The following is an 18966-nucleotide window of genomic DNA, read 5'->3' on the forward strand; positions in this document are numbered from 1 at the left end:
ATGAGCGAAGTAACCCAGGCCAAGGATGTAGAGCTGTTAAGCGGAGCCGATTACCTTCGCGATATTCTCCGTGCCCCGGTGTATGAGGTGGCGCAAGTCACCCCGTTACAAACGATGGATCGTCTGGCAGCACGGATCGGCAACCACGTACAACTTAAGCGAGAAGACCGCCAACCGGTCCACTCGTTCAAGCTACGCGGTGCCTATAACATGATGTCCCAACTTACCGAGGCCCAGCGCCAGGCTGGGGTGATTGCCGCTTCAGCAGGTAACCATGCCCAGGGTCTGGCGATGTCAGGCAAGCACCTTGGTGTATCGGCGACGATTGTCATGCCACGTACGACCCCGGATATCAAAGTGGATGCGGTCCGCGGTTTCGGCGGCAAGGTCGTCTTACACGGCGGCAACTTCGATGAAGCCAAGGCCCACGCCGAAATGCTCGCCGGCCAGCACGGTTATACCTTCATCCCGCCTTTCGATCACCCAGCCGTGATTGCCGGGCAAGGCACGATTGGGGTTGAGCTGGTGCAACAAAATGGTCATCTAGACTATATCTTTGTCCCAGTCGGTGGCGGGGGCATTGCGGCCGGGGTTGCCGTGCTTATCAAGCAGCTGATGCCGCAAATCAAAATTATCGGGGTCGAGGCCGAGGATTCGGCCTGCCTACGCGCAGCTCTGGATGCCGGGGAGCCGGTCACCCTAGAGCAAGTCGGTATGTTTGCCGATGGTGTTGCAGTAAAACGCATCGGCGAAGAGACTTTCCGCCTGTGCCAGCAATACCTCGATGATTCCATCACCGTCAGCAGCGATGAAATCTGCTCGGCGGTCAAAGATATCTTCGAAGACACCCGAGCGATCGCCGAACCTTCAGGTGCCCTGTCTCTGGCCGGGCTGAAGAAGTTTGCCGAACGCCACCAGCTCAAAGACAAACAACTTGCCGCAGTACTATCGGGGGCGAATCTCAACTTCCACGGCTTGCGCTATGTCTCGGAGCGCTGCGAGTTGGGTGAGAAGCGGGAGGGCTTGCTGGCCGTCACGATTCCCGAGCGTCCGGGGGCGTTTCTCGATTTCTGCCACATCCTTGGCGGCCGTGCGGTTACCGAATTCAACTACCGTTACAACAACGACAGCTTGGCCAATGTCTTTGTCGGGGTAAGGTTGATCCAGGGACAGGAAGAGCTTGATAACATCATTGCCGACTTGCGCAAGGGCGGCTACCCGGTGGTCGATTTATCCGATGACGAAATGGCCAAGGTCCATGTCCGGTATATGATTGGTGGCCGGCCTTCCAAGCCATTGAAAGAGCGGCTGTACAGTTTTGAGTTTCCGGAGTATCCCGGTGCCCTGCTCAAGTTCCTCAATACCTTGGGCACCCACTGGAATATCAGCCTGTTCAACTACCGCAACCATGGTGCTGATTATGGCCGGGTGTTGTGTGGGTTTGAGTTGGAAGAGCAAGATTTGCTGTCCTTTACCAGCCACCTGCGAGAGCTCGGCTACAGCTGGAAAGACGAAACAGACAACCCCGCTTACCAGTTCTTTCTGGCCCAGTAGGGACAGGCCCCGCACCATCCAATACGATTACAAGGCAGCCCCTGTGGCTGCTTTGTTTTCTTCTCCGTCACCTTCCATATCAAGATGTTCGATAACCACTTTGAGCTGGTTGATATGGCAAGCCAACAGTTTACTGCGTAATGGCTCGGAGAGTTTCTCGTAAAGCACAGAAAGCTGGATCAACTCTGATTTTAGCTGTTCATGCTGCATCTCCGGACGCTGGATATCAAACACAAACCACCCGAGCGGTTGATCGGTCAGTTCTGCAATCCTCACCAAGGTGGAAATCCTCGGCTCCGTTTTTCCCGACTCGAGATCCAGATACGTTTGTCTGGCAACATCCAGATGCTTGGCCATCGCAACCTGCGAGATCCCTTTCCATTCCCGCGCATCCTTGATTTTTTGTGCAACCCACGATTTTACCTGTTCCATAGCTTCCCCACGTATACCCTCCCACCCACAGACCATACACTGGGCAACAGGGAGGAATATCTCACTTCCTTAATGAGTATAATGTCATTCATATGATGATTATTCATTAAGGACAATGGTTTACATAACAGGCAAGTTTATAAACTGTGACTCCCTCCCTTCGTTGACCAGCTATTAAGACACAACGCAAACCTTTATGTCGGCATACACCGACACAACTCTGACCACTTTATGACTTATCTCGCTGGGTTAACGCTCGGGTATACTCCGCCATAAATCCCGCCAAATTAATGCTTTGCTGCAAAATAACGTTCCTCGCAGAGTGGGGTAAACGACTAAAATACTGCAGCAGACGATCAATCTCTTCCTTGTACTCACTTTCCAGTATTTCAATGCCTTCATCACCGTAAACGAACCAGGTCAATGGCCGCTCGGTTATCGCCGAAATTTCCGACAGCATCCTCACCTTGGGCTCGGTTTTACCCGTCTCCAAATCCAGATAGGTCTGCCGTGCGACCTTGAGTTGCTGAGCCATGTGGACCTGGGTCAAGCCTTTCCATTCCCTGGCTTCTTTAATACGGGCTGCTATTTGAGCTTTCGGATCTGTCATGTCACACCTCCAATACACACAATGAATAATGCCTAGCTTTCATTACTGGATTGCACAACATAAGCCAACTTGGAGTTATTTTAATAACTAGATAAATAACAACGAGTTAAGCTCAAGCGCTATTTGCATTGTTGTAATTTGGTTTGCAAATAGTAACCAGGCTGTCTGAATTTTTTAATTCGCAAAGAAATCATTCAACCCTGTCTAGATAGTAGACCCTCCCATCTTGACCCAATAAAAAAGGCACCCACTTGGGTGCCTTTTCTCACTTTTGAGACAAACTACGAAGCTGTCATCTAACAGACTGATTTTTATTCGACTGTTACCGCCTTGGCTAGGTTACGTGGCTGGTCGACATCAGTCCCTTTGATCAGTGCCACATAGTAAGACAATAGCTGCATCGGGATGGTGTAGTAAATCGCCGCGGTAATTTCGCTGACGTGCGGCATGGTGATGATCTTCATGGTTTCATCACCCTCAAAGCCAGCATCGGCATCAGCAAAGACATAGAGTAGGCCACCACGGGCACGGACTTCTTCGACGTTTGACTTCAGTTTCTCCAGCAACTCATTGCTCGGTGCGACCACGACCACGGGCATATCAGCATCAATCAGCGCCAACGGCCCATGCTTCAGCTCTCCAGCAGCGTATGCTTCGGCGTGGATGTACGAGATCTCTTTGAGTTTCAGCGACGCTTCCATCGCAATGGGGTAGAACTCCCCACGGCCGAGGAATAGGGTATGATGCTTATCGGCAAAGTCCGTTGCCAGTGCTTCTATCTCTTTTTCGAAAGAAAGCGCCGCATTGATCTGCTGTGGCAAGGCATGCAGGGCTTCAACGATCTCTTTTTCTTTCTCTTTGCTGATACGGTTTTGCTGCTTACCCAGTGCCGTTACCAGCATCAGCAGGGCTGAAAGCTGGGTGGTGAAAGCTTTGGTTGACGCGACACCGATCTCAACACCAGCACGGGTCATGAAGGCAAAATCTGATTCACGCACCAGCGAAGAACCCGCCACGTTACAGATAGTCATTGCCGCCATGTAGCCTTTCTCTTTAGCCAAGCGCAGCGCAGCAAGCGTATCTGCCGTTTCACCAGACTGGGACAAAGTGATAAGCAGGCTGTTCGGGCGGGTAACAAACTTGCGGTAACGGAATTCAGAGGCGATCTCGACATCACAGCTGACACCAGCAATGTCTTCGAACCAGTAACGCGCGGTCATACCGGCATTGTAAGAGGTCCCACAGGCAACAATCTGCACATGATCAACCTTGCTGAGGATATCAGCCGCGTTGACACCGATCGCTTCAGTGACCACAGAATCAGCCGTGATACGGCCTTCCATGGTATTGATCAGCGCCGTAGGCTGCTCGTAGATCTCTTTTTGCATGAAGTGGCGGTACTGCCCCTTGTCACCCGCATCGTGCTCGGCGTTGGATTCGGTGATCTCACGCTCTACTTGCTCACCGGCAGCATCATATACCGTGACATCACGGCGGGTGATCTCAGCCACATCACCTTCTTCCAGGTACATGAAGCGACGAGTCACGTTCAGCAGGGCCAACTGATCGGAAGCCAGGAAGTTTTCACCCACACCAAAACCAATAACGATTGGGCTGCCAGAGCGTGCTACAACGATGCGAGAAGGGTCTCTGCGATCCAACGCCACCGTACCGTAGGCACCGTCCAGCTGCTTCGCCGTTTTCTGCAGGGCTTCAAGCAGGGTTTCGGAACTGCGCAGCTCCCACTCAACCATGTGGGCGATCACTTCGGTGTCAGTTTGAGACTCGAACACATAACCACGTGATTGCAGCAGCTCGCGCAGCTCCTCATGGTTTTCGATGATGCCATTGTGCACCACGGCAATGTCACCGGACATATGTGGGTGCGCGTTGGCTTCAGAAGGCTCACCGTGAGTAGCCCAGCGCGTGTGAGCAATACCGGTACCGCCAACAACATGGGTCTCATCTACCGCATCGGCCAGCTCCTGAACTTTACCCAGACGGCGGATTCGGGTCAGGTTCGACTCGCCATCGACAATCGCGACACCAGCTGAATCATAACCGCGGTACTCAAGGCGGCGTAGCCCTTCAACCAGAATTTCCGCCACATCTCGCTGTGCTACTGCACCAACAATCCCACACATAGTTTCTTGCTCCTAAATTTATTCTGCTGCGGCGCAGATAACCTGCACGCCATGCTGTTCAATCTGTTGTTTGGCTTCTTTGTCCAAGCCGTCATCAGTGATCAATGTACTGATGTTGTCCCACGGCAACTCAAGGTTGGGGATCTTGCGGCCGACCTTGCTCGACTCCACCATCACTACCACTTCGCGCGATACCTCGGCCATCACCCGGCTCAACCCCACGAGCTCATTAAACGTAGTTGTACCCCGTGCAGTATCTATGCCATCAGCACCGATAAAGAGCTGATCAAAATCATACGAACGCAGAACGGATTCAGCGACCTGGCCTTGGAACGCTTCGGAATGCGGGTCCCAGGTGCCCCCGGTCATCAGCAGGGTTGGCTCGTTTTCCAATGCGTTAAGGGCATTGGCCACATTGAGCGAATTGGTCATCACAATCAGGCCATGCTTGTCATTGAGCAGGCTGATCAGGCTGGCTGTAGTGCTGCCGCTGTCAATAATGATCCGGTTGTGGTCACGGATACGGGCTGCCGCCGCCTTGGCGATGGCTAACTTACGAACCGAAACTTGTTCTTCCGGCTCGCTGACCATTTCGGTCGGGATAGACACAGCACCACCGTACCGCCGTAATAGCAGGCCGTTCTTTTCCAACTCAGCCAAGTCTTTGCGGACTGTGACTTCGGAAGTGCTGAAGTGCTTAGCCAGTGAATCAACACTGATTTCGCCCTGTTCATTAACCATAGAGAGAATGGCATGACGGCGCTGTTGGGTATTTCGCTTGGACATTAAGTTACGAACTGATAGCTATAAGTTTCGATTTGAAAGGAATACTAGCAGATCAAAACTTTTTTGATCAACCATGTGCAATTAATTTTTTATTCGAAAGAAGAGGGGAGAGACTTTGATTATATTTGTCACAGGTATGAAAAAGGCAAGGTCAGAGCCTTGCCTTTGATCATTTGACGCTGAGAGTGGAGATGATTACTTCTTCTCTGGACGCTTCCAGCCCTTCACGGTACGGGCAGGCGCACGGGTGATCACCAACTCGCCTTCACCGACATTGCGGTTGATTGTCGCACCGGCACCAATCGTGGCACCTTTGCCGACTTTAACCGGGGCAATCAGCTGGGTATCGGAGCCCACGAAGACGTCATCGGCAATTTCGGTCTTGAATTTGTTGGCACCGTCATAGTTGCAGGTAATAGTACCGGCACCGATGTTCACACGATCGCCAATCTCGGCATCGCCAAGGTAAGTCAGGTGGTTTGCTTTCGAGCCCTTGCCCAAACGCGACTTCTTCATTTCAACGAAGTTACCAACGTGCGAGTCACCCACCAGCTCAGCACCAGGTCGTAGGCGGGTAAACGGACCGACAGTACAGTCTTCACCTACCGTCGCGCCTTCAATCACGCTGTAAGGGCGGATAAGGGTGTTGTCATCAATCTCACAGTCTTTAAGGATTGAGCCGGCACCAATCACCACGTTGTTACCCAGAGAGACACTGCCTTCGATAATGACATTAACATCAATTTCAATATCGGTGCCGCACTGGAGTTCACCGCGCAAATCAAAACGGGCCGGATCGCGCAGCATCACGCCTTGCTCCAGCAAGCGTTCTGCCTGCATGCCTTGGAAAGCACGCTCCAGCCTAGCCAGCTGAACACGGTTGTTGACGCCTTCGACTTCAATGGCGCGCACCGGGTGCACGGCTTCGACCGCACGACCTTCGTTGTGGGCAATCTCGATAATATCGGTCAGGTAGTATTCGCCCTGGGCGTTATCATTCTTCAGAGCTGACAACCAACGCTTGAGATCACCGCCATTGGCGACCATCACACCGGTATTGATTTCCTTGATCAACTTCTGCTCTTCCGAGGCATCTTTCTGCTCGACAATCGCGACCACAGGGCCATTGCGACGCACGATACGGCCGTAACCAGTTGGATCATCAAGCACCACGGTCAACAGGGCAATACCGCCATCAGGCTGGGCATCAAGCAAGTTTTCCAGCGTTTCATTGCTGATCAGCGGTACATCACCATAAAGAATAAGCACCTTCTCGTCGTCCGCCAAACCTGGGCAGGCCTGGTTAACCGCGTGGCCCGTACCCAACTGCTCAGCCTGTAGCACCCAGTTAACCGGCTCTGCACTCAGGGCAGCCTGCATCTGGTCGCCACCGTGGCCGTAGACCAGGTGAATATTGTTGGCGCCAAGGCCGGCACAGGTATCAATAACGTGCTTGGCCATGGGCTTGCCCGCCAGTGTGTGCAGCACTTTAGGCAGATTGGAGTACATGCGGGTTCCCTTTCCCGCGGCGAGAATCACAGCACTGAAGCTCATGAATTAGTCCTCTTGGTGCATATTAAATAAGTTACCTTGGGGCATTGTATAATGGCAACGGCAAAGGCGGCAGGAAAAATAGATATTTTTTTACGAGTAATAACTTACGCTTGCCACGAGGAATGACAAAGGTCGATAGCACCGACCAGTCAACAAGCATAAAAAAAGCGACCCGAGGGTCGCTTTTTTGGCCTTGCTGATAGTTAGCGGGCTTTTTTGGTCAGCTCGATGACTCGAAGCTGAGCAATCGCTTTCGCCAAATCGCTGGCTGCCTGAGCGAAGTCGATATCACCATGCTGGTTATGGATACGCTCCTCAGCCTGGCGTTTCGCTTCTGCCGCTTTCGCTGCATCCAGATCTTCACCGCGGATAGCGGTGTCAGCCAGCACGGTCACCGTGCCAGGCTGAACCTCCAGCATGCCGCCAGAGAGATAGATCACCTCTTCGTCACCATGCTGTTTGGTAATACGGACCATACCTGGCGTTATAGCGGTCAGCAACGGAGTGTGTCCTGCGTGAATACCCAGTTCACCTTCGCTACCGGTCACCTGAATGTCTTCAGCGCGGCCAGAGAACAAACGTTTCTCTGCGCTTACTACGTCCAGATGGAAGGTTATCGCTGCCATGTCGCCTCCTAGTCAGCTTAAAGCTTCTTCGCGTTTTCCAACACGTCTTCAATCGCACCACAGTACATAAATGCCTGCTCTGGGATATCGTCGTATTCGCCCGCTAGAATGCCTTTGAAACTACGTAGTGTCTCTTTCAGAGATACGTAGATGCCAGGGTCACCAGTAAAGACTTCTGCAACGTGGTAAGGCTGAGTTAGGAAACGTTCAATCTTACGTGCACGAGATACAGCTTGCTTATCTTCTTCAGATAGCTCGTCCATACCTAGGATTGCAATGATGTCTTTCAGCTCTTTATAACGCTGTAGCAAGCTCTGAACGCCACGAGCAATGTCGTAGTGCTCTTGGCCAACCACTAGAGGATCAAGCATACGAGATGTTGAATCTAGTGGGTCGATCGCAGGGTATAGACCAAGCGATGCGATTTGGCGCGAAAGTACAACGGTTGCATCCAAGTGAGCAAACGTCGTTGCTGGTGATGGATCCGTCAAGTCATCCGCAGGTACGTAAACGGCCTGAACAGACGTGATAGAGCCTGACTTGGTCGAGGTGATACGTTCCTGAAGAACACCCATCTCTTCTGCAAGCGTTGGCTGGTAACCTACCGCTGATGGCATACGACCCAGTAGTGCCGATACCTCGGTACCCGCAAGGGTATAACGGTAGATGTTATCGATAAACAATAGAACATCACGGCCTTCGTCACGGAAGCGCTCTGCCATTGTTAGACCAGTCAAAGCAACACGTAGACGGTTACCCGGTGGCTCGTTCATCTGACCGTAAACCATCGCTACTTTTGATTCTTCAGGGTTCTCAACGTTAACAACGCCCGCTTCCTGCATCTCAAAGTAGAAATCGTTACCTTCACGCGTACGCTCACCAACACCGGCAAATACAGATAGGCCAGAGTGCTGTAGGGCGATGTTGTTGATAAGCTCCATCATGTTAACGGTCTTACCAACACCCGCACCACCGAATAGACCGATTTTACCACCCTTAGCGAATGGGCAAATCAAGTCGATTACTTTAACACCGGTTTCTAGAAGTGCGGTTTCGTTTGATTGGTCTTCGTAGCTTGGTGCTTCGCGGTGGATAGAGTAACGCTCTTTCTCACCGATCTCACCACACTCATCAATTGGCTGACCCAGAACGTTCATGATACGTCCTAGTGTTGCAGTACCAACTGGAACTTCAATTGGGCGGCCTGTATTTTCAACAGACAAACCACGACGTAAGCCATCAGAAGTACCCATAGCGATACCACGGACAACACCACCGCCAAGCTGCTGCTGAACTTCCAGTACTAGCGTACCGTTTTCTTTCGCATCAACGTGTAGGGCGTCGTATACCTGTGGTACAGAGTCCTGTGGAAACTCTACGTCGACTACCGCACCGATGATCTGTACGATCTTACCTGTAGCCATCGTTAATCCTCTAAACTTATTAATTCTTTGCCTTAAACAGCAGATGCACCAGAAACGATTTCTGACAGTTCTTGTGTAATCGCCGCCTGACGGGCTTTGTTATACACAAGCTGCAATTCATCAATCAGATTTCCTGCATTATCTGTTGCTGCTTTCATCGCCACCATTCGTGCCGCTTGCTCACTGGCAAGGTTCTCGACAACACCCTGGTATACCTGTGATTCGACATAGCGAACCAATAGGGTATCCAGCAGGGCTTTCGGCTCGGGCTCATAAATGTAATCCCAAGAATGGTTACGCTGCATTTCTTCGTCTTCTGACTTAGGCAAAGGCAGCAATTGATCGATCACTGGCTCCTGAACCATGGTATTTACAAACTTGTTGTAAACCAGGTATAGGCGATCCAGTTGGCCTTCATCATATTTCTTCAGCATCACACCAACAGTACCGATCAGCTCATCAACCGATGGGTTGTCACCCAAACCGGATACCTGAGCCAGTACGTTACCGCCGTAGCTATTGAAAAAGCCAGTTGCCTTTGCACCAACCAGTGCAAGGTCAATATCTGCGCCTTTTTCATTCCAACCTTGAATATCTGTCATCACTTGCTTGAACAGGTTAATGTTCAAACCGCCACACAGACCACGGTCAGTAGAAACAATGATGTAACCCACGCGCTTGGCTTCACGCTCCTCAAGATAAGGGTGCTTATACTCAAGACTACCAAGGGCGATATGACCGATCACTTTGCGCATAGTTTGTGCGTATGGACGTGATGATTCCATTGCTTCTTGCGTTTTACGCATCTTAGAAGCAGCAACCATCTCCATCGCTTTAGTGATCTTCTGAGTGTTTTTAACACTACCGATCTTGTTACGAATCTCTTTTGCGCCGGCCATCGTTACTCTCCGTTAGTAGGTGATCGCAAGCGACCACCAACCAATTACCAAGTCTGGGTCGCTTTGAAATCTTCAACCAGTTTTACAAACTGAGCTTCGATTTCACCGTTCCACGCACCCGTTTCATCAACCTGAGACACAAGCTCAGCGAATTGACCTTTGGCATATGAAAGCAACGCAGCTTCAAAGTCAGCAAGCTTAGTCAGCTCAACATCGTTCAAATAGCCTTTTTCCGCAGCAAAGATAACCACAGCCTGTTCAAACACAGACATCGGTGAGTACTGCTTCTGCTTCATCAGCTCAGTTACTTTCTGACCGTGATCAAGCTGTTTCTTAGTTGCTTCATCAAGGTCAGACGAGAACTGTGCAAATGCTGCAAGTTCACGGTACTGTGCCAGTGCGGTACGAATACCACCAGACAGTTTCTTGATGATTTTAGTTTGAGCAGAACCACCTACACGCGATACAGAGATACCTGGATCAACCGCTGGACGAATACCAGCATTGAACAGCTCTGTTTGCAGGAAGATCTGACCATCGGTGATAGAGATAACGTTGGTCGGTACGAATGCCGATACGTCACCTGCTTGCGTTTCGATAATTGGAAGCGCAGTCAGTGAACCTGTTTTACCTTTCACTTCACCGTTTGTGAATTTTTCTACGTAGTGCTCACTGACGCGAGACGCACGCTCTAGAAGACGAGAGTGTAAGTAGAAAACATCACCAGGGAATGCTTCACGGCCCGGTGGACGCTTAAGCAATAGTGAAATTTGACGGTAAGCAACAGCCTGCTTAGACAGGTCATCGTATACGATCAGTGCATCTTCACCACGGTCACGGAAGTATTCACCCATTGCACAACCCGCGTAAGGCGCTAGGTATTGCAGTGCTGCTGATTCAGAAGCTGACGCAACAACAATGATGGTGTTTTCCAGTGCACCGTGCTCTTCCAGCTTACGTACCACGTTTGCGATAGTAGAAGCTTTCTGGCCGATAGCGACATATACAGAATAAATACCAGAGTTTTTCTGGTTGATGATGGCATCGATCGCCATCGCGGTTTTACCCGTCTGGCGGTCACCGATGATCAGCTCACGCTGGCCACGGCCGATAGGGATCATCGAGTCAACTGCCTTGTAACCAGTCTGAACTGGCTGATCAACAGATTTACGGTCGATAACACCCGGAGCAATCACTTCAACAGGAGAGTAAACTTCTGCCTCGATTGGACCTTTACCATCAATAGGCTCACCCAGTGTATTCACTACGCGGCCTAGAAGTGCAGGGCCTACTGGTACTTCAAGAATACGACCAGTACCCGTTACTTTCATGCCTTCCTGAAGGTCAGCATATGGGCCCATTACAACCGCACCAACCGAGTCACGCTCAAGGTTAAGTGCTAGTGCATAACGGCCACCAGGTAATTCAATCATTTCACCTTGCATCACATCAGCAAGGCCATGGATACGAATGATACCGTCGCTTACCGACACGATAGTACCTTCGTTACGCGCTTCACTTACAACGTTGAAATTTTCAATACGTTGCTTGATCAGTTCGCTAATTTCCGTGGAATTAAGTTGCATGCTCCAATTCCCCAAATCAAGACTGCAAAGTATCGCTCAGGCGGTCTAACTTGCCGCGTACTGAGTTATCGATGACCAAGTCTCCAGCTCTAATCACGACCCCGGCAATCAGGGTCTCGTCTACACTGCAATTCAGCTTAACCTTACGGCTCAAACGCTGTTCCAGCTTCTTACTGATGGCAGCAAGTTGACTATCATCCAAGGCAACCGCAGAGGTCACAGTGGCATCGATAGTTTTTTCCAGCTCACTCTTAAGGAGCAGGAACTCGCTGCATACAGCAGGAAGTGCTTTCAGGCGTCCGTTCTCGGCCATAACCTTAATCAGGTTCTGGCCGGCTTCGTTGAGTTGCTCGCCGCATACCGACAGGAAAATTTCCGTCAGCTTGTTCGCCGCGTAACCGCTATCCAAGATATCCTGGATAGTTTCGTTACGGGTGACTTCGGCAGCAAAGGAGAGCATTTCCGCCCATTGGGCCAGCTCACCTTTCTCAACCGCAAGGTCAAAGGCTGCTTTAGCGTAGGGGCGTGCGATAGTAGTCATATCCGACATGTGCTTGCCCCTTTAATTACAGTTCTGCAGTGACTTTGTTAAGAAGATCAGCGTGCGCATCTTTATCGATAGTACGCTCAATGATTTTCTCAGCACCAATCACAGCCAGAGTTGCAACTTGTTTTCTTAGTTCATCGCGTGCGCGGTTACGTTCTGCCTCGATCTCAGCAAGACCTTGAGACAGAATTTTTTCACGCTCAACGAGGGCTTCAGCCTTCGCTTCGTCGACAATCTGAGCTTTGCGCTTGTTAGCTTGCTCTACAATTTCAGTTGCAGTGCGTTTTGCTTCTTTCAGTTGGTCAGAAGCATTTGACTGCGCTAGGTTCAGGTCTTTGGCAGCGCGATCAGCCGCTGCCAAACCGTCAGCAATTTTTTTCTGACGCTCTTCAATCGCTTCCATGATTGGTGGCCATACATATTTCATGCAGAACACCACAAACATAAAGAAGGCGATAGCCTGACCCAGCAAAGTTGCATTCATATTCACAACGCATCTCCTTAAAAAGGGTTGCTATGGGTCCGTTCGTTTTGTGTTATTAACCAGCTAGCTGGCCAACGAATGGGTTTGCGAATGTGAATAGTAGAGCGATTACGATACCGATCATTGGAACCGCATCAAGCAGACCAGCAATGATGAACATCTTAACCTGTAGCATTGGAGCCATTTCAGGCTGGCGTGCTGCACCTTCAAGGAATTTACCACCAAGAAGGGCGAAGCCGATCGCTGTACCCAGTGCAGCAAGACCTACAATGATGCCCACGGCAATTGCAGAAAAGCTTAGTAAAGTTTCCATCACTATCTCCAGTTTATAGTTGTCGGCTAAAGTGCCAGTAAAAAATTGAATAATTTACAAATAATCGTTAATGATTGTCTTCATGTGCCTGAGACAGGTACACAATAGTCAACATCATAAACACGAATGCTTGAATTGTAATGACTAGAACGTGGAATATTGCCCACGGTACCGAGCCCAGCCATTGTGCCCACCACGGCATAAGTGCCGCGATTAGGATAAACACCACCTCACCAGCGAACATGTTACCGAACAGACGCATACCCAATGAAAGCGGCTTCGCCAGTAGCGAAACAATTTCAAGAAGCAGGTTGAACGGGATCATGACCGGGTGATTGAACGGGTGAAGAGCCAGTTCTTTCGCAAAGCCACCGAGACCTTTTACTTTGATGCTGTAGTAGATCATCAAGGCAAAAACACCCAGCGCCATTGACATGGTGATGTTGACATCAGCACTCGGTACCACCTTAAGGTAAGGAATACCCAACCAATGTTCAGCAGGATACGGAAGAAAATCAATTGGCACTAAGTCCATGATGTTCATCAGCAAAATCCAGCAGAAAATGGTAAGAGCCAAAGGAGCTATCAGCGGGTTGCGGCCATGGAAGGTTTCTTTGACGTTGTCGTCAACGAACTCTACTACCATTTCCACAAAACACTGTAGTTTCCCTGGAACTCCTGATGTCGCTGTTTTCGCAGCCTTACGGAATACCCAAAGAAAGAGTAGACCGGTCAGGGCTGAGAAAAACAGGCTATCTATATGTACCGCCCAGAATCCTTCACCGACCGACAAATTTGTCAGGTGGTGAGTGATGTAACCTGACGGCGTTAGCGCTTCACCTGGCGCAGCCATAACTCATCCTATTTGTTGTTGTTAATGAATAAAACCGGCCCAAAGATATTAACTCCGAGAGCCAGCAAATAGGTCAGTTTGAGGGGAACAAGTTCCACCTCGACATACAGGTAAACAATGGCAAACAAGATGACCGTGATGAGGATTTTCAACACTTCACCACCAAAAAATGACGCCATGACCAGCCGGGCCTTACGGGCACCGCTGAACAAAAACGCACAGGTCGCAAAGACAGCATTAGCGATCACAAAGATGCCGCCGCCGATTAATGCAGAGATTCCCCAGTCAACACTGACAGCAAAAACTGCCATGATTGCCGTTATCAAAACGACGCCAGATTGTAGTAACAGCAACCGTTTCGCCAAATGGCGTCCCGGTCGAACTAGCGCCGATACCATGTATTCGTTCCTCGAGTACGTTCCACTGCACTTACGACGTGCTGGGAAAACAGCGAAAATTATACGGCTCATTAGATTGAATGCAATCTAATCGCAGCAAAAAAAGATGTTAGATTTTACAACACAATAACTTGATCACGTCGTTGTAATTTTTGCAACAAAATATGCACGTTTTATATCACATTTCGTGACCTAACATTGCAATAATTTGCTGGAGCTTGTCAGCCTGTTCAAAACTGATAACGATCTTTCCTTTACCGTTTTTCTGCTGATTAATCGCCACCTGGGTGCCAAACTGCTCACTTAGCTGATTTTCTACCGCTTCGATTTTTGGGTTGGCAACCGCCACTTTGGGCTCAGGTTCCGGCGTCAGCATCTTCTTCACCAAGCGTTCGGCACCACGAACCGTTAACATCTTGGCTACAACAATTTGTGCCGCTTCCAGCTGGCGCTCATTCGGCAGAGCCAGCATGGCGCGGGCATGGCCCATTTCCAGCTGCTTTTGCTCTACCATGCGCTTAACAGGCGCTTCCAGCTGGTTCAAACGCAACAGGTTCGATACCGCCGCACGTGACTTGCCCACAGCTTCAGCGACCTGCTGGTGAGTAAGTGAAAACTCACTCTGCAGCCGTTCCAGTGCCTGCGCTTCTTCTATCGCGTTGAGATCTTCACGTTGGATATTCTCAATCAAAGCAATGGCCACAGTAGCCCTGTCGTTAACATCCTTAATAATACAAGGGACTTTCTGAAGGCCCGCTTGACGCGAAGCACGCCAGCGCCGCTCTCCGGCAATGATCTCGTACTGCTGCGGCGCCATTTCCCGCACCACTATTGGCTGGATCACGCCTTGGGCACGGATCGACTCCGCCAGCTCGGCCAATGCCTCTTCCGACATATCTTTGCGTGGCTGGTAGCGGCCCGGAGCCAACTGGCTGATCGCCAACTCTTTGAGGCTACCGTCAGCCGACAGTGTTTGTGCTTTATCAGCCTGCTGCAACTTGGTGGCCGCAACAGAGCTGGTGGCCAGCAGGGCATCAAGACCTTTTCCCAGGCCTCGTTTATTCATGTTCATGGTTAACCTTTATGCATCGACCGCGCCGGCATTCGCTGCCAGCTCGTCACGGCGGATAATTTCACCGGCCAAGGCCAAGTAGGCTTTGGCACCGCTCGAATACTTGTCGTAGTACATGGCCGGTCGACCATGGCTCGGCGCTTCGGCAAGACGGACATTGCGCGGGATAACGGTACGATAGACCTTGTCGCCAAAATGCTTCTTGAGCTGCTGGGACACTTCGTTCGCCAGCCGGTTGCGCGGGTCATACATGGTCCGCAGCAATCCCTCAATTTTCAGTTCGCTGTTGACGACAGCGGTAAGTTTGCTGATGGTATCCATCAATGCCGTCAGCCCCTCGAGCGCGAAATATTCGCACTGCATCGGAACCAGAACAGAGTCTGATGCTGTCATTGCATTGATTGTAAGAAGGTTTAAGGCAGGAGGACAATCAATAAAGATGAAATCATAGTTACCACGAACATTTTCAAGGGCTGTACGCAGCCGAACTTCGCGGGCAAAGACTTCCATCAGCTTGATTTCTGCCGCCGTGACATCACCGTTGGCGGCTATCAGATGATAGCCGCCAGTGGTGTCGGTGATCACGACATCGTCGAACGGGGTTTCTTCGACAAGAAGCTCATAAGCCGTTGCATCGACTTGGTATTTATCCACACCGCTGGCCATGGTGGCGTTGCCCTGGGGATCCAGATCAATGACCAAGACCTTGCGCTGCGTGGCCGCCAATGACGCTGCCAAGTTGACACATGTTGTGGTTTTACCCACGCCTCCCTTCTGGTTGGCTACCGCTATGACTCTTCCCACAAAAAAACCTCATCCTTTAATCCTTTGCCGTCAAGACTACTAGATGGCGCTCGCCTTCTAGCTCAGGAACGTGCAAAGATTTGACTTCCGTCACAGAACACCATTCAGGCAGTTCTGTCACTTCCAGCTGATTGAATTGCCCCTTCAGCGCCAGGAAACACCCGTTGCTGGTAGGGAGGTGGTGGCACCAAGATACCATATCATTCATTGAGGCAAAGGCACGGCTGAGCACGGCATCAAAACCGATTTCAGGCTGGAATTCCTCAACCCGGCTCTGAACCGGGGTGACATTGTCGATCTTCAGTTCATGGATCACCTGGCGGATAAAACGGATCCGCTTGCCCAGGCTGTCCAATAATGTGAACTGCTTGTCCGGGTTCATGATCGCCAGAGGGATCCCTGGCAGGCCCGGACCGGTACCTACATCGATAAACCGCTCACCGTCAAGGTGAGGGCTTACTACAATACTATCCATAATATGTTTCACCAACATCTCATACGGATCTCGTACCGATGTCAGATTATACGCCTTATTCCATTTATCCAGCATGGCTACATAGCCGACGAGCTGGTCAATTTGCTGATCTGTGACTGTGAGATCAGTTTGCGCTACCAGTTGCAACAGACGTTGTTTCACAAATTACTCCTATTCGCCTTTTTTCAGCAGGCCTTGCTTCTTGAGATACACCAACAGCAGGGAAATCGCTGCCGGAGTGATGCCTGAAATACGTGACGCCATACCGATGGTTTCCGGCTTAGCATCATTGAGCTTGGCAATCACTTCGTTCGACAAGCCTTTGACCACGCTGTAATCAAGATCCAGCGGCAGCTTGGTCTTCTCATGGCGCAAGGATTTTTCTACTTCGTCTTTCTGGCGATCAATATAGCCTTGGTACTTAACTTGGGTTTCCACCTGATCGCTGGCCTGGCTATCTTCATGAGCCGGACCGAATAACGCAATATCGGTAAGCTGGTTGTAAGTCACTTCCGGACGACGCAGCAAATCTTCACCGCTCGCCTCACGGGTGATCGGTGTCTTGAGAATTTGGTTTACCGCCTCAACCTGCTCTGAAGTTGGCGTCACCCAAATATTTTTCAGGCGCTGGCGCTCCTGCTCAATGTTTTCCAACTTCTGATTGAAGCGCGCCCAGCGCTCGTCATCAACCAAACCAAACTCGCGGCCGATTTCGGTCAAACGCAAATCAGCGTTGTCTTCACGCAACAGCAAGCGGTATTCAGCACGGGACGTGAACATGCGGTACGGCTCTTTGGTACCCATGGTCGACAAATCGTCTATCAGTACGCCCATGTAGGCCTGATCGCGACGCGGGCTCCACCCTTCACGGTCCTGAGCCAGCAGGGCGGCGTTCATCCCGGCTAACAAGCCTTGAGCCGCGGCCTCTTCGTAACCTGTGGTTCCGTTGATCTGACCGGCAAAGAACAAGCCATTGATAAACTTGGTCTCGAACGTCTGCTTCAAATCACGCGGATCGAAGAAATCATACTCAATGGCATAACCCGGACGGACGATATCGGCATTCTCGAAGCCTTTCATCGAACGGACAATCTGCATCTGGACATCAAACGGCAAACTGGTGGAAATACCGTTCGGGTACAGCTCATGGGTGGTCAGGCCTTCAGGCTCGATAAAGATCTGGTGGCTGTCCTTGTCGGCAAAACGCATCACCTTGTCTTCGATCGACGGACAGTAACGCGGGCCGATCCCCTCGATCACCCCGGAATACATCGGGCTACGATCCAGGTTATTACGGATCACATCGTGGGTTTTCTCATTGGTGTGGGTAATAAAACATGGGATCTGGCGTGGATGATCCGAGGCTTTGCCCATAAACGAGAACAGCGGTGTTGGGTTGTCACCATGCTGGGCCTGCAACTGGCTAAAATCGACACTGCGCGCATCAATACGCGGAGGTGTTCCGGTTTTGAGACGATCAACACGGAATGGCATTTCACGCAAACGTGATGCTAAGGTGATCGACGGTGGATCCCCGGCGCGACCGCCGTTGTAGTTTTCCAGACCGATGTGGATCTTGCCACCGAGGAATGTCCCTACGGTTAAAACGACCGCCTTGGCACGGAACTTCAGTCCCATTTCGGTCACGGCGCCGACGACACGATCATTTTCGATGATCAGATCATCAACCGCCTGTTGGAATAGCTTCAGATTCGGCTGGTTTTCCAGCTCTTCACGCACAGCTGCCTTGTACAAGGCGCGGTCTGCCTGGGCGCGTGTTGCCCTCACCGCAGGGCCTTTTGACGAGTTCAAAGTGCGGAACTGGATCCCGCCTTTGTCGATCGCCCGGGCCATTAAACCACCAAGGGCGTCAACTTCTTTAACCAGGTGTCCTTTCCCGATCCCGCCGATTGCTGGGTTGCATGACATCTGTCCCAACGTATCGATGTTGTGTGTCAGCAGTAGGGTTTTTTGTCCCATACGGGCTGCCGCCAGTGCAGCTTCAGTCCCTGCATGGCCGCCACCTACGACGATGACATCAAAATTTTCCTGGTAAAACATGAAACTACCTCGGATATTCAAAATTGGCAGTGAGTTATCTTTGAGCGAAGGAGCAATATTCTATCCTGTTTCAGTCGTGGAGAGAATCTTTCCTGAAGATCATTTGATCCTAGGAGGATACCGCTTTTGAATATAGATAAGATCTTTTAAATAGATCTTCTGTTAGATCTATTATATAGATCCGCCGATCGTGTGGATAAGTGATAAATGATCCTAATGATCATGATGTTATCGAGGATCATTTGTTGTGGAGCAGCATGGATCATTGCTGGGATTAGCTGGGATCAAAAACGGCAGTTATCAACAGCGGAATTGAAGGCGAGAAGTTATTAAATGGATAACTA

Annotated in this window: 19 protein-coding genes; 1 reads left to right on the plus strand and 18 read right to left on the minus strand. The window is 50.6% G+C overall.

The window, feature by feature from the left end:
* A complete protein-coding gene (ilvA, locus tag L4D79_RS28385; RefSeq protein WP_428657050.1) occupies window positions 1-1554 on the plus strand; it encodes a threonine ammonia-lyase, biosynthetic in 1554 nt (517 codons plus the stop codon).
* A gap of 27 nt (window positions 1555-1581) precedes the next feature.
* Here the strand turns inward: ilvA and L4D79_RS28390 are convergent, their stop codons facing one another.
* From L4D79_RS28390 to mnmG, 18 genes are all read right to left on the minus strand, one after another.
* Complete coding sequence (locus tag L4D79_RS28390) at window positions 1582-1986, minus strand: helix-turn-helix transcriptional regulator (RefSeq protein WP_428656937.1); 405 nt, start codon at window positions 1984-1986, stop codon at window positions 1582-1584.
* A gap of 229 nt (window positions 1987-2215) precedes the next feature.
* On the minus strand, window positions 2216-2596 hold the full coding sequence (locus L4D79_RS28395; protein ID WP_255042829.1) for a helix-turn-helix transcriptional regulator: 381 nt from the start codon (window positions 2594-2596) through the stop codon (window positions 2216-2218).
* 311 nt (window positions 2597-2907) lie between these two features.
* Window positions 2908-4740, minus strand: a complete 1833-nt coding sequence (gene glmS, locus L4D79_RS28400; protein WP_428656940.1) for a glutamine--fructose-6-phosphate transaminase (isomerizing) — start codon at window positions 4738-4740, stop codon at window positions 2908-2910.
* Window positions 4741-4758: 18 nt separating this feature from the next.
* The gene (locus L4D79_RS28405) at window positions 4759-5526 is read right to left on the minus strand and encodes a DeoR/GlpR family DNA-binding transcription regulator (RefSeq protein WP_428656943.1); all 768 of its coding nucleotides are present in this window, start codon (window positions 5524-5526) and stop codon (window positions 4759-4761) included.
* A 195-nt stretch (window positions 5527-5721) separates the two neighbouring features.
* Complete coding sequence (gene glmU / locus L4D79_RS28410) at window positions 5722-7080, minus strand: bifunctional UDP-N-acetylglucosamine diphosphorylase/glucosamine-1-phosphate N-acetyltransferase GlmU (protein WP_428656946.1); 1359 nt, start codon at window positions 7078-7080, stop codon at window positions 5722-5724.
* 203 nt (window positions 7081-7283) lie between these two features.
* A complete protein-coding gene (locus L4D79_RS28415) occupies window positions 7284-7706 on the minus strand; it encodes a F0F1 ATP synthase subunit epsilon (RefSeq protein WP_428656949.1) in 423 nt (140 codons plus the stop codon).
* Between the two features lie 17 nt (window positions 7707-7723).
* Complete coding sequence (gene atpD, locus L4D79_RS28420; RefSeq protein ID WP_428656951.1) at window positions 7724-9130, minus strand: F0F1 ATP synthase subunit beta; 1407 nt, start codon at window positions 9128-9130, stop codon at window positions 7724-7726.
* A gap of 32 nt (window positions 9131-9162) precedes the next feature.
* Entirely contained in the window at window positions 9163-10029 is an 867-nt protein-coding gene (gene atpG, locus L4D79_RS28425; RefSeq protein WP_428656954.1) for a F0F1 ATP synthase subunit gamma, read from the minus strand.
* A gap of 44 nt (window positions 10030-10073) precedes the next feature.
* Window positions 10074-11615 (minus strand): F0F1 ATP synthase subunit alpha, encoded by a 1542-nt coding sequence (gene atpA / locus L4D79_RS28430; protein ID WP_428656956.1) that lies wholly within the window; start codon window positions 11613-11615, stop codon window positions 10074-10076.
* A gap of 16 nt (window positions 11616-11631) precedes the next feature.
* Window positions 11632-12165 carry a F0F1 ATP synthase subunit delta gene (atpH, locus tag L4D79_RS28435; RefSeq protein ID WP_428656959.1) on the minus strand — a complete coding sequence of 178 codons (534 nt, stop codon included), beginning with the start codon at window positions 12163-12165 and terminating at the stop codon, window positions 11632-11634.
* Window positions 12166-12181: 16 nt separating this feature from the next.
* Complete coding sequence (gene atpF / locus L4D79_RS28440) at window positions 12182-12652, minus strand: F0F1 ATP synthase subunit B (protein ID WP_428656961.1); 471 nt, start codon at window positions 12650-12652, stop codon at window positions 12182-12184.
* Between the two features lie 49 nt (window positions 12653-12701).
* The gene (gene atpE, locus L4D79_RS28445) at window positions 12702-12959 is read right to left on the minus strand and encodes a F0F1 ATP synthase subunit C (RefSeq protein ID WP_005302247.1); all 258 of its coding nucleotides are present in this window, start codon (window positions 12957-12959) and stop codon (window positions 12702-12704) included.
* A gap of 67 nt (window positions 12960-13026) precedes the next feature.
* Complete coding sequence (atpB, locus tag L4D79_RS28450; protein ID WP_039468196.1) at window positions 13027-13812, minus strand: F0F1 ATP synthase subunit A; 786 nt, start codon at window positions 13810-13812, stop codon at window positions 13027-13029.
* A gap of 8 nt (window positions 13813-13820) precedes the next feature.
* Entirely contained in the window at window positions 13821-14210 is a 390-nt protein-coding gene (locus L4D79_RS28455; protein WP_428656965.1) for a F0F1 ATP synthase subunit I, read from the minus strand.
* A gap of 178 nt (window positions 14211-14388) precedes the next feature.
* Window positions 14389-15276, minus strand: coding sequence for a ParB/RepB/Spo0J family partition protein (locus L4D79_RS28460; RefSeq protein WP_428656968.1), 888 nt, complete (start codon window positions 15274-15276; stop codon window positions 14389-14391).
* Between the two features lie 15 nt (window positions 15277-15291).
* Complete coding sequence (locus L4D79_RS28465; RefSeq protein ID WP_428656971.1) at window positions 15292-16086, minus strand: ParA family protein; 795 nt, start codon at window positions 16084-16086, stop codon at window positions 15292-15294.
* A gap of 16 nt (window positions 16087-16102) precedes the next feature.
* On the minus strand, window positions 16103-16723 hold the full coding sequence (rsmG, locus tag L4D79_RS28470; protein WP_428656974.1) for a 16S rRNA (guanine(527)-N(7))-methyltransferase RsmG: 621 nt from the start codon (window positions 16721-16723) through the stop codon (window positions 16103-16105).
* A 9-nt stretch (window positions 16724-16732) separates the two neighbouring features.
* A complete protein-coding gene (mnmG, locus tag L4D79_RS28475) occupies window positions 16733-18622 on the minus strand; it encodes a tRNA uridine-5-carboxymethylaminomethyl(34) synthesis enzyme MnmG (protein WP_428656977.1) in 1890 nt (629 codons plus the stop codon).
* Window positions 18623-18966 lie beyond the last annotated feature (344 nt).

This window comes from Photobacterium satsumensis, from assembly GCF_050336935.1.
GTDB lineage: Bacteria > Pseudomonadota > Gammaproteobacteria > Enterobacterales > Vibrionaceae > Photobacterium > Photobacterium satsumensis.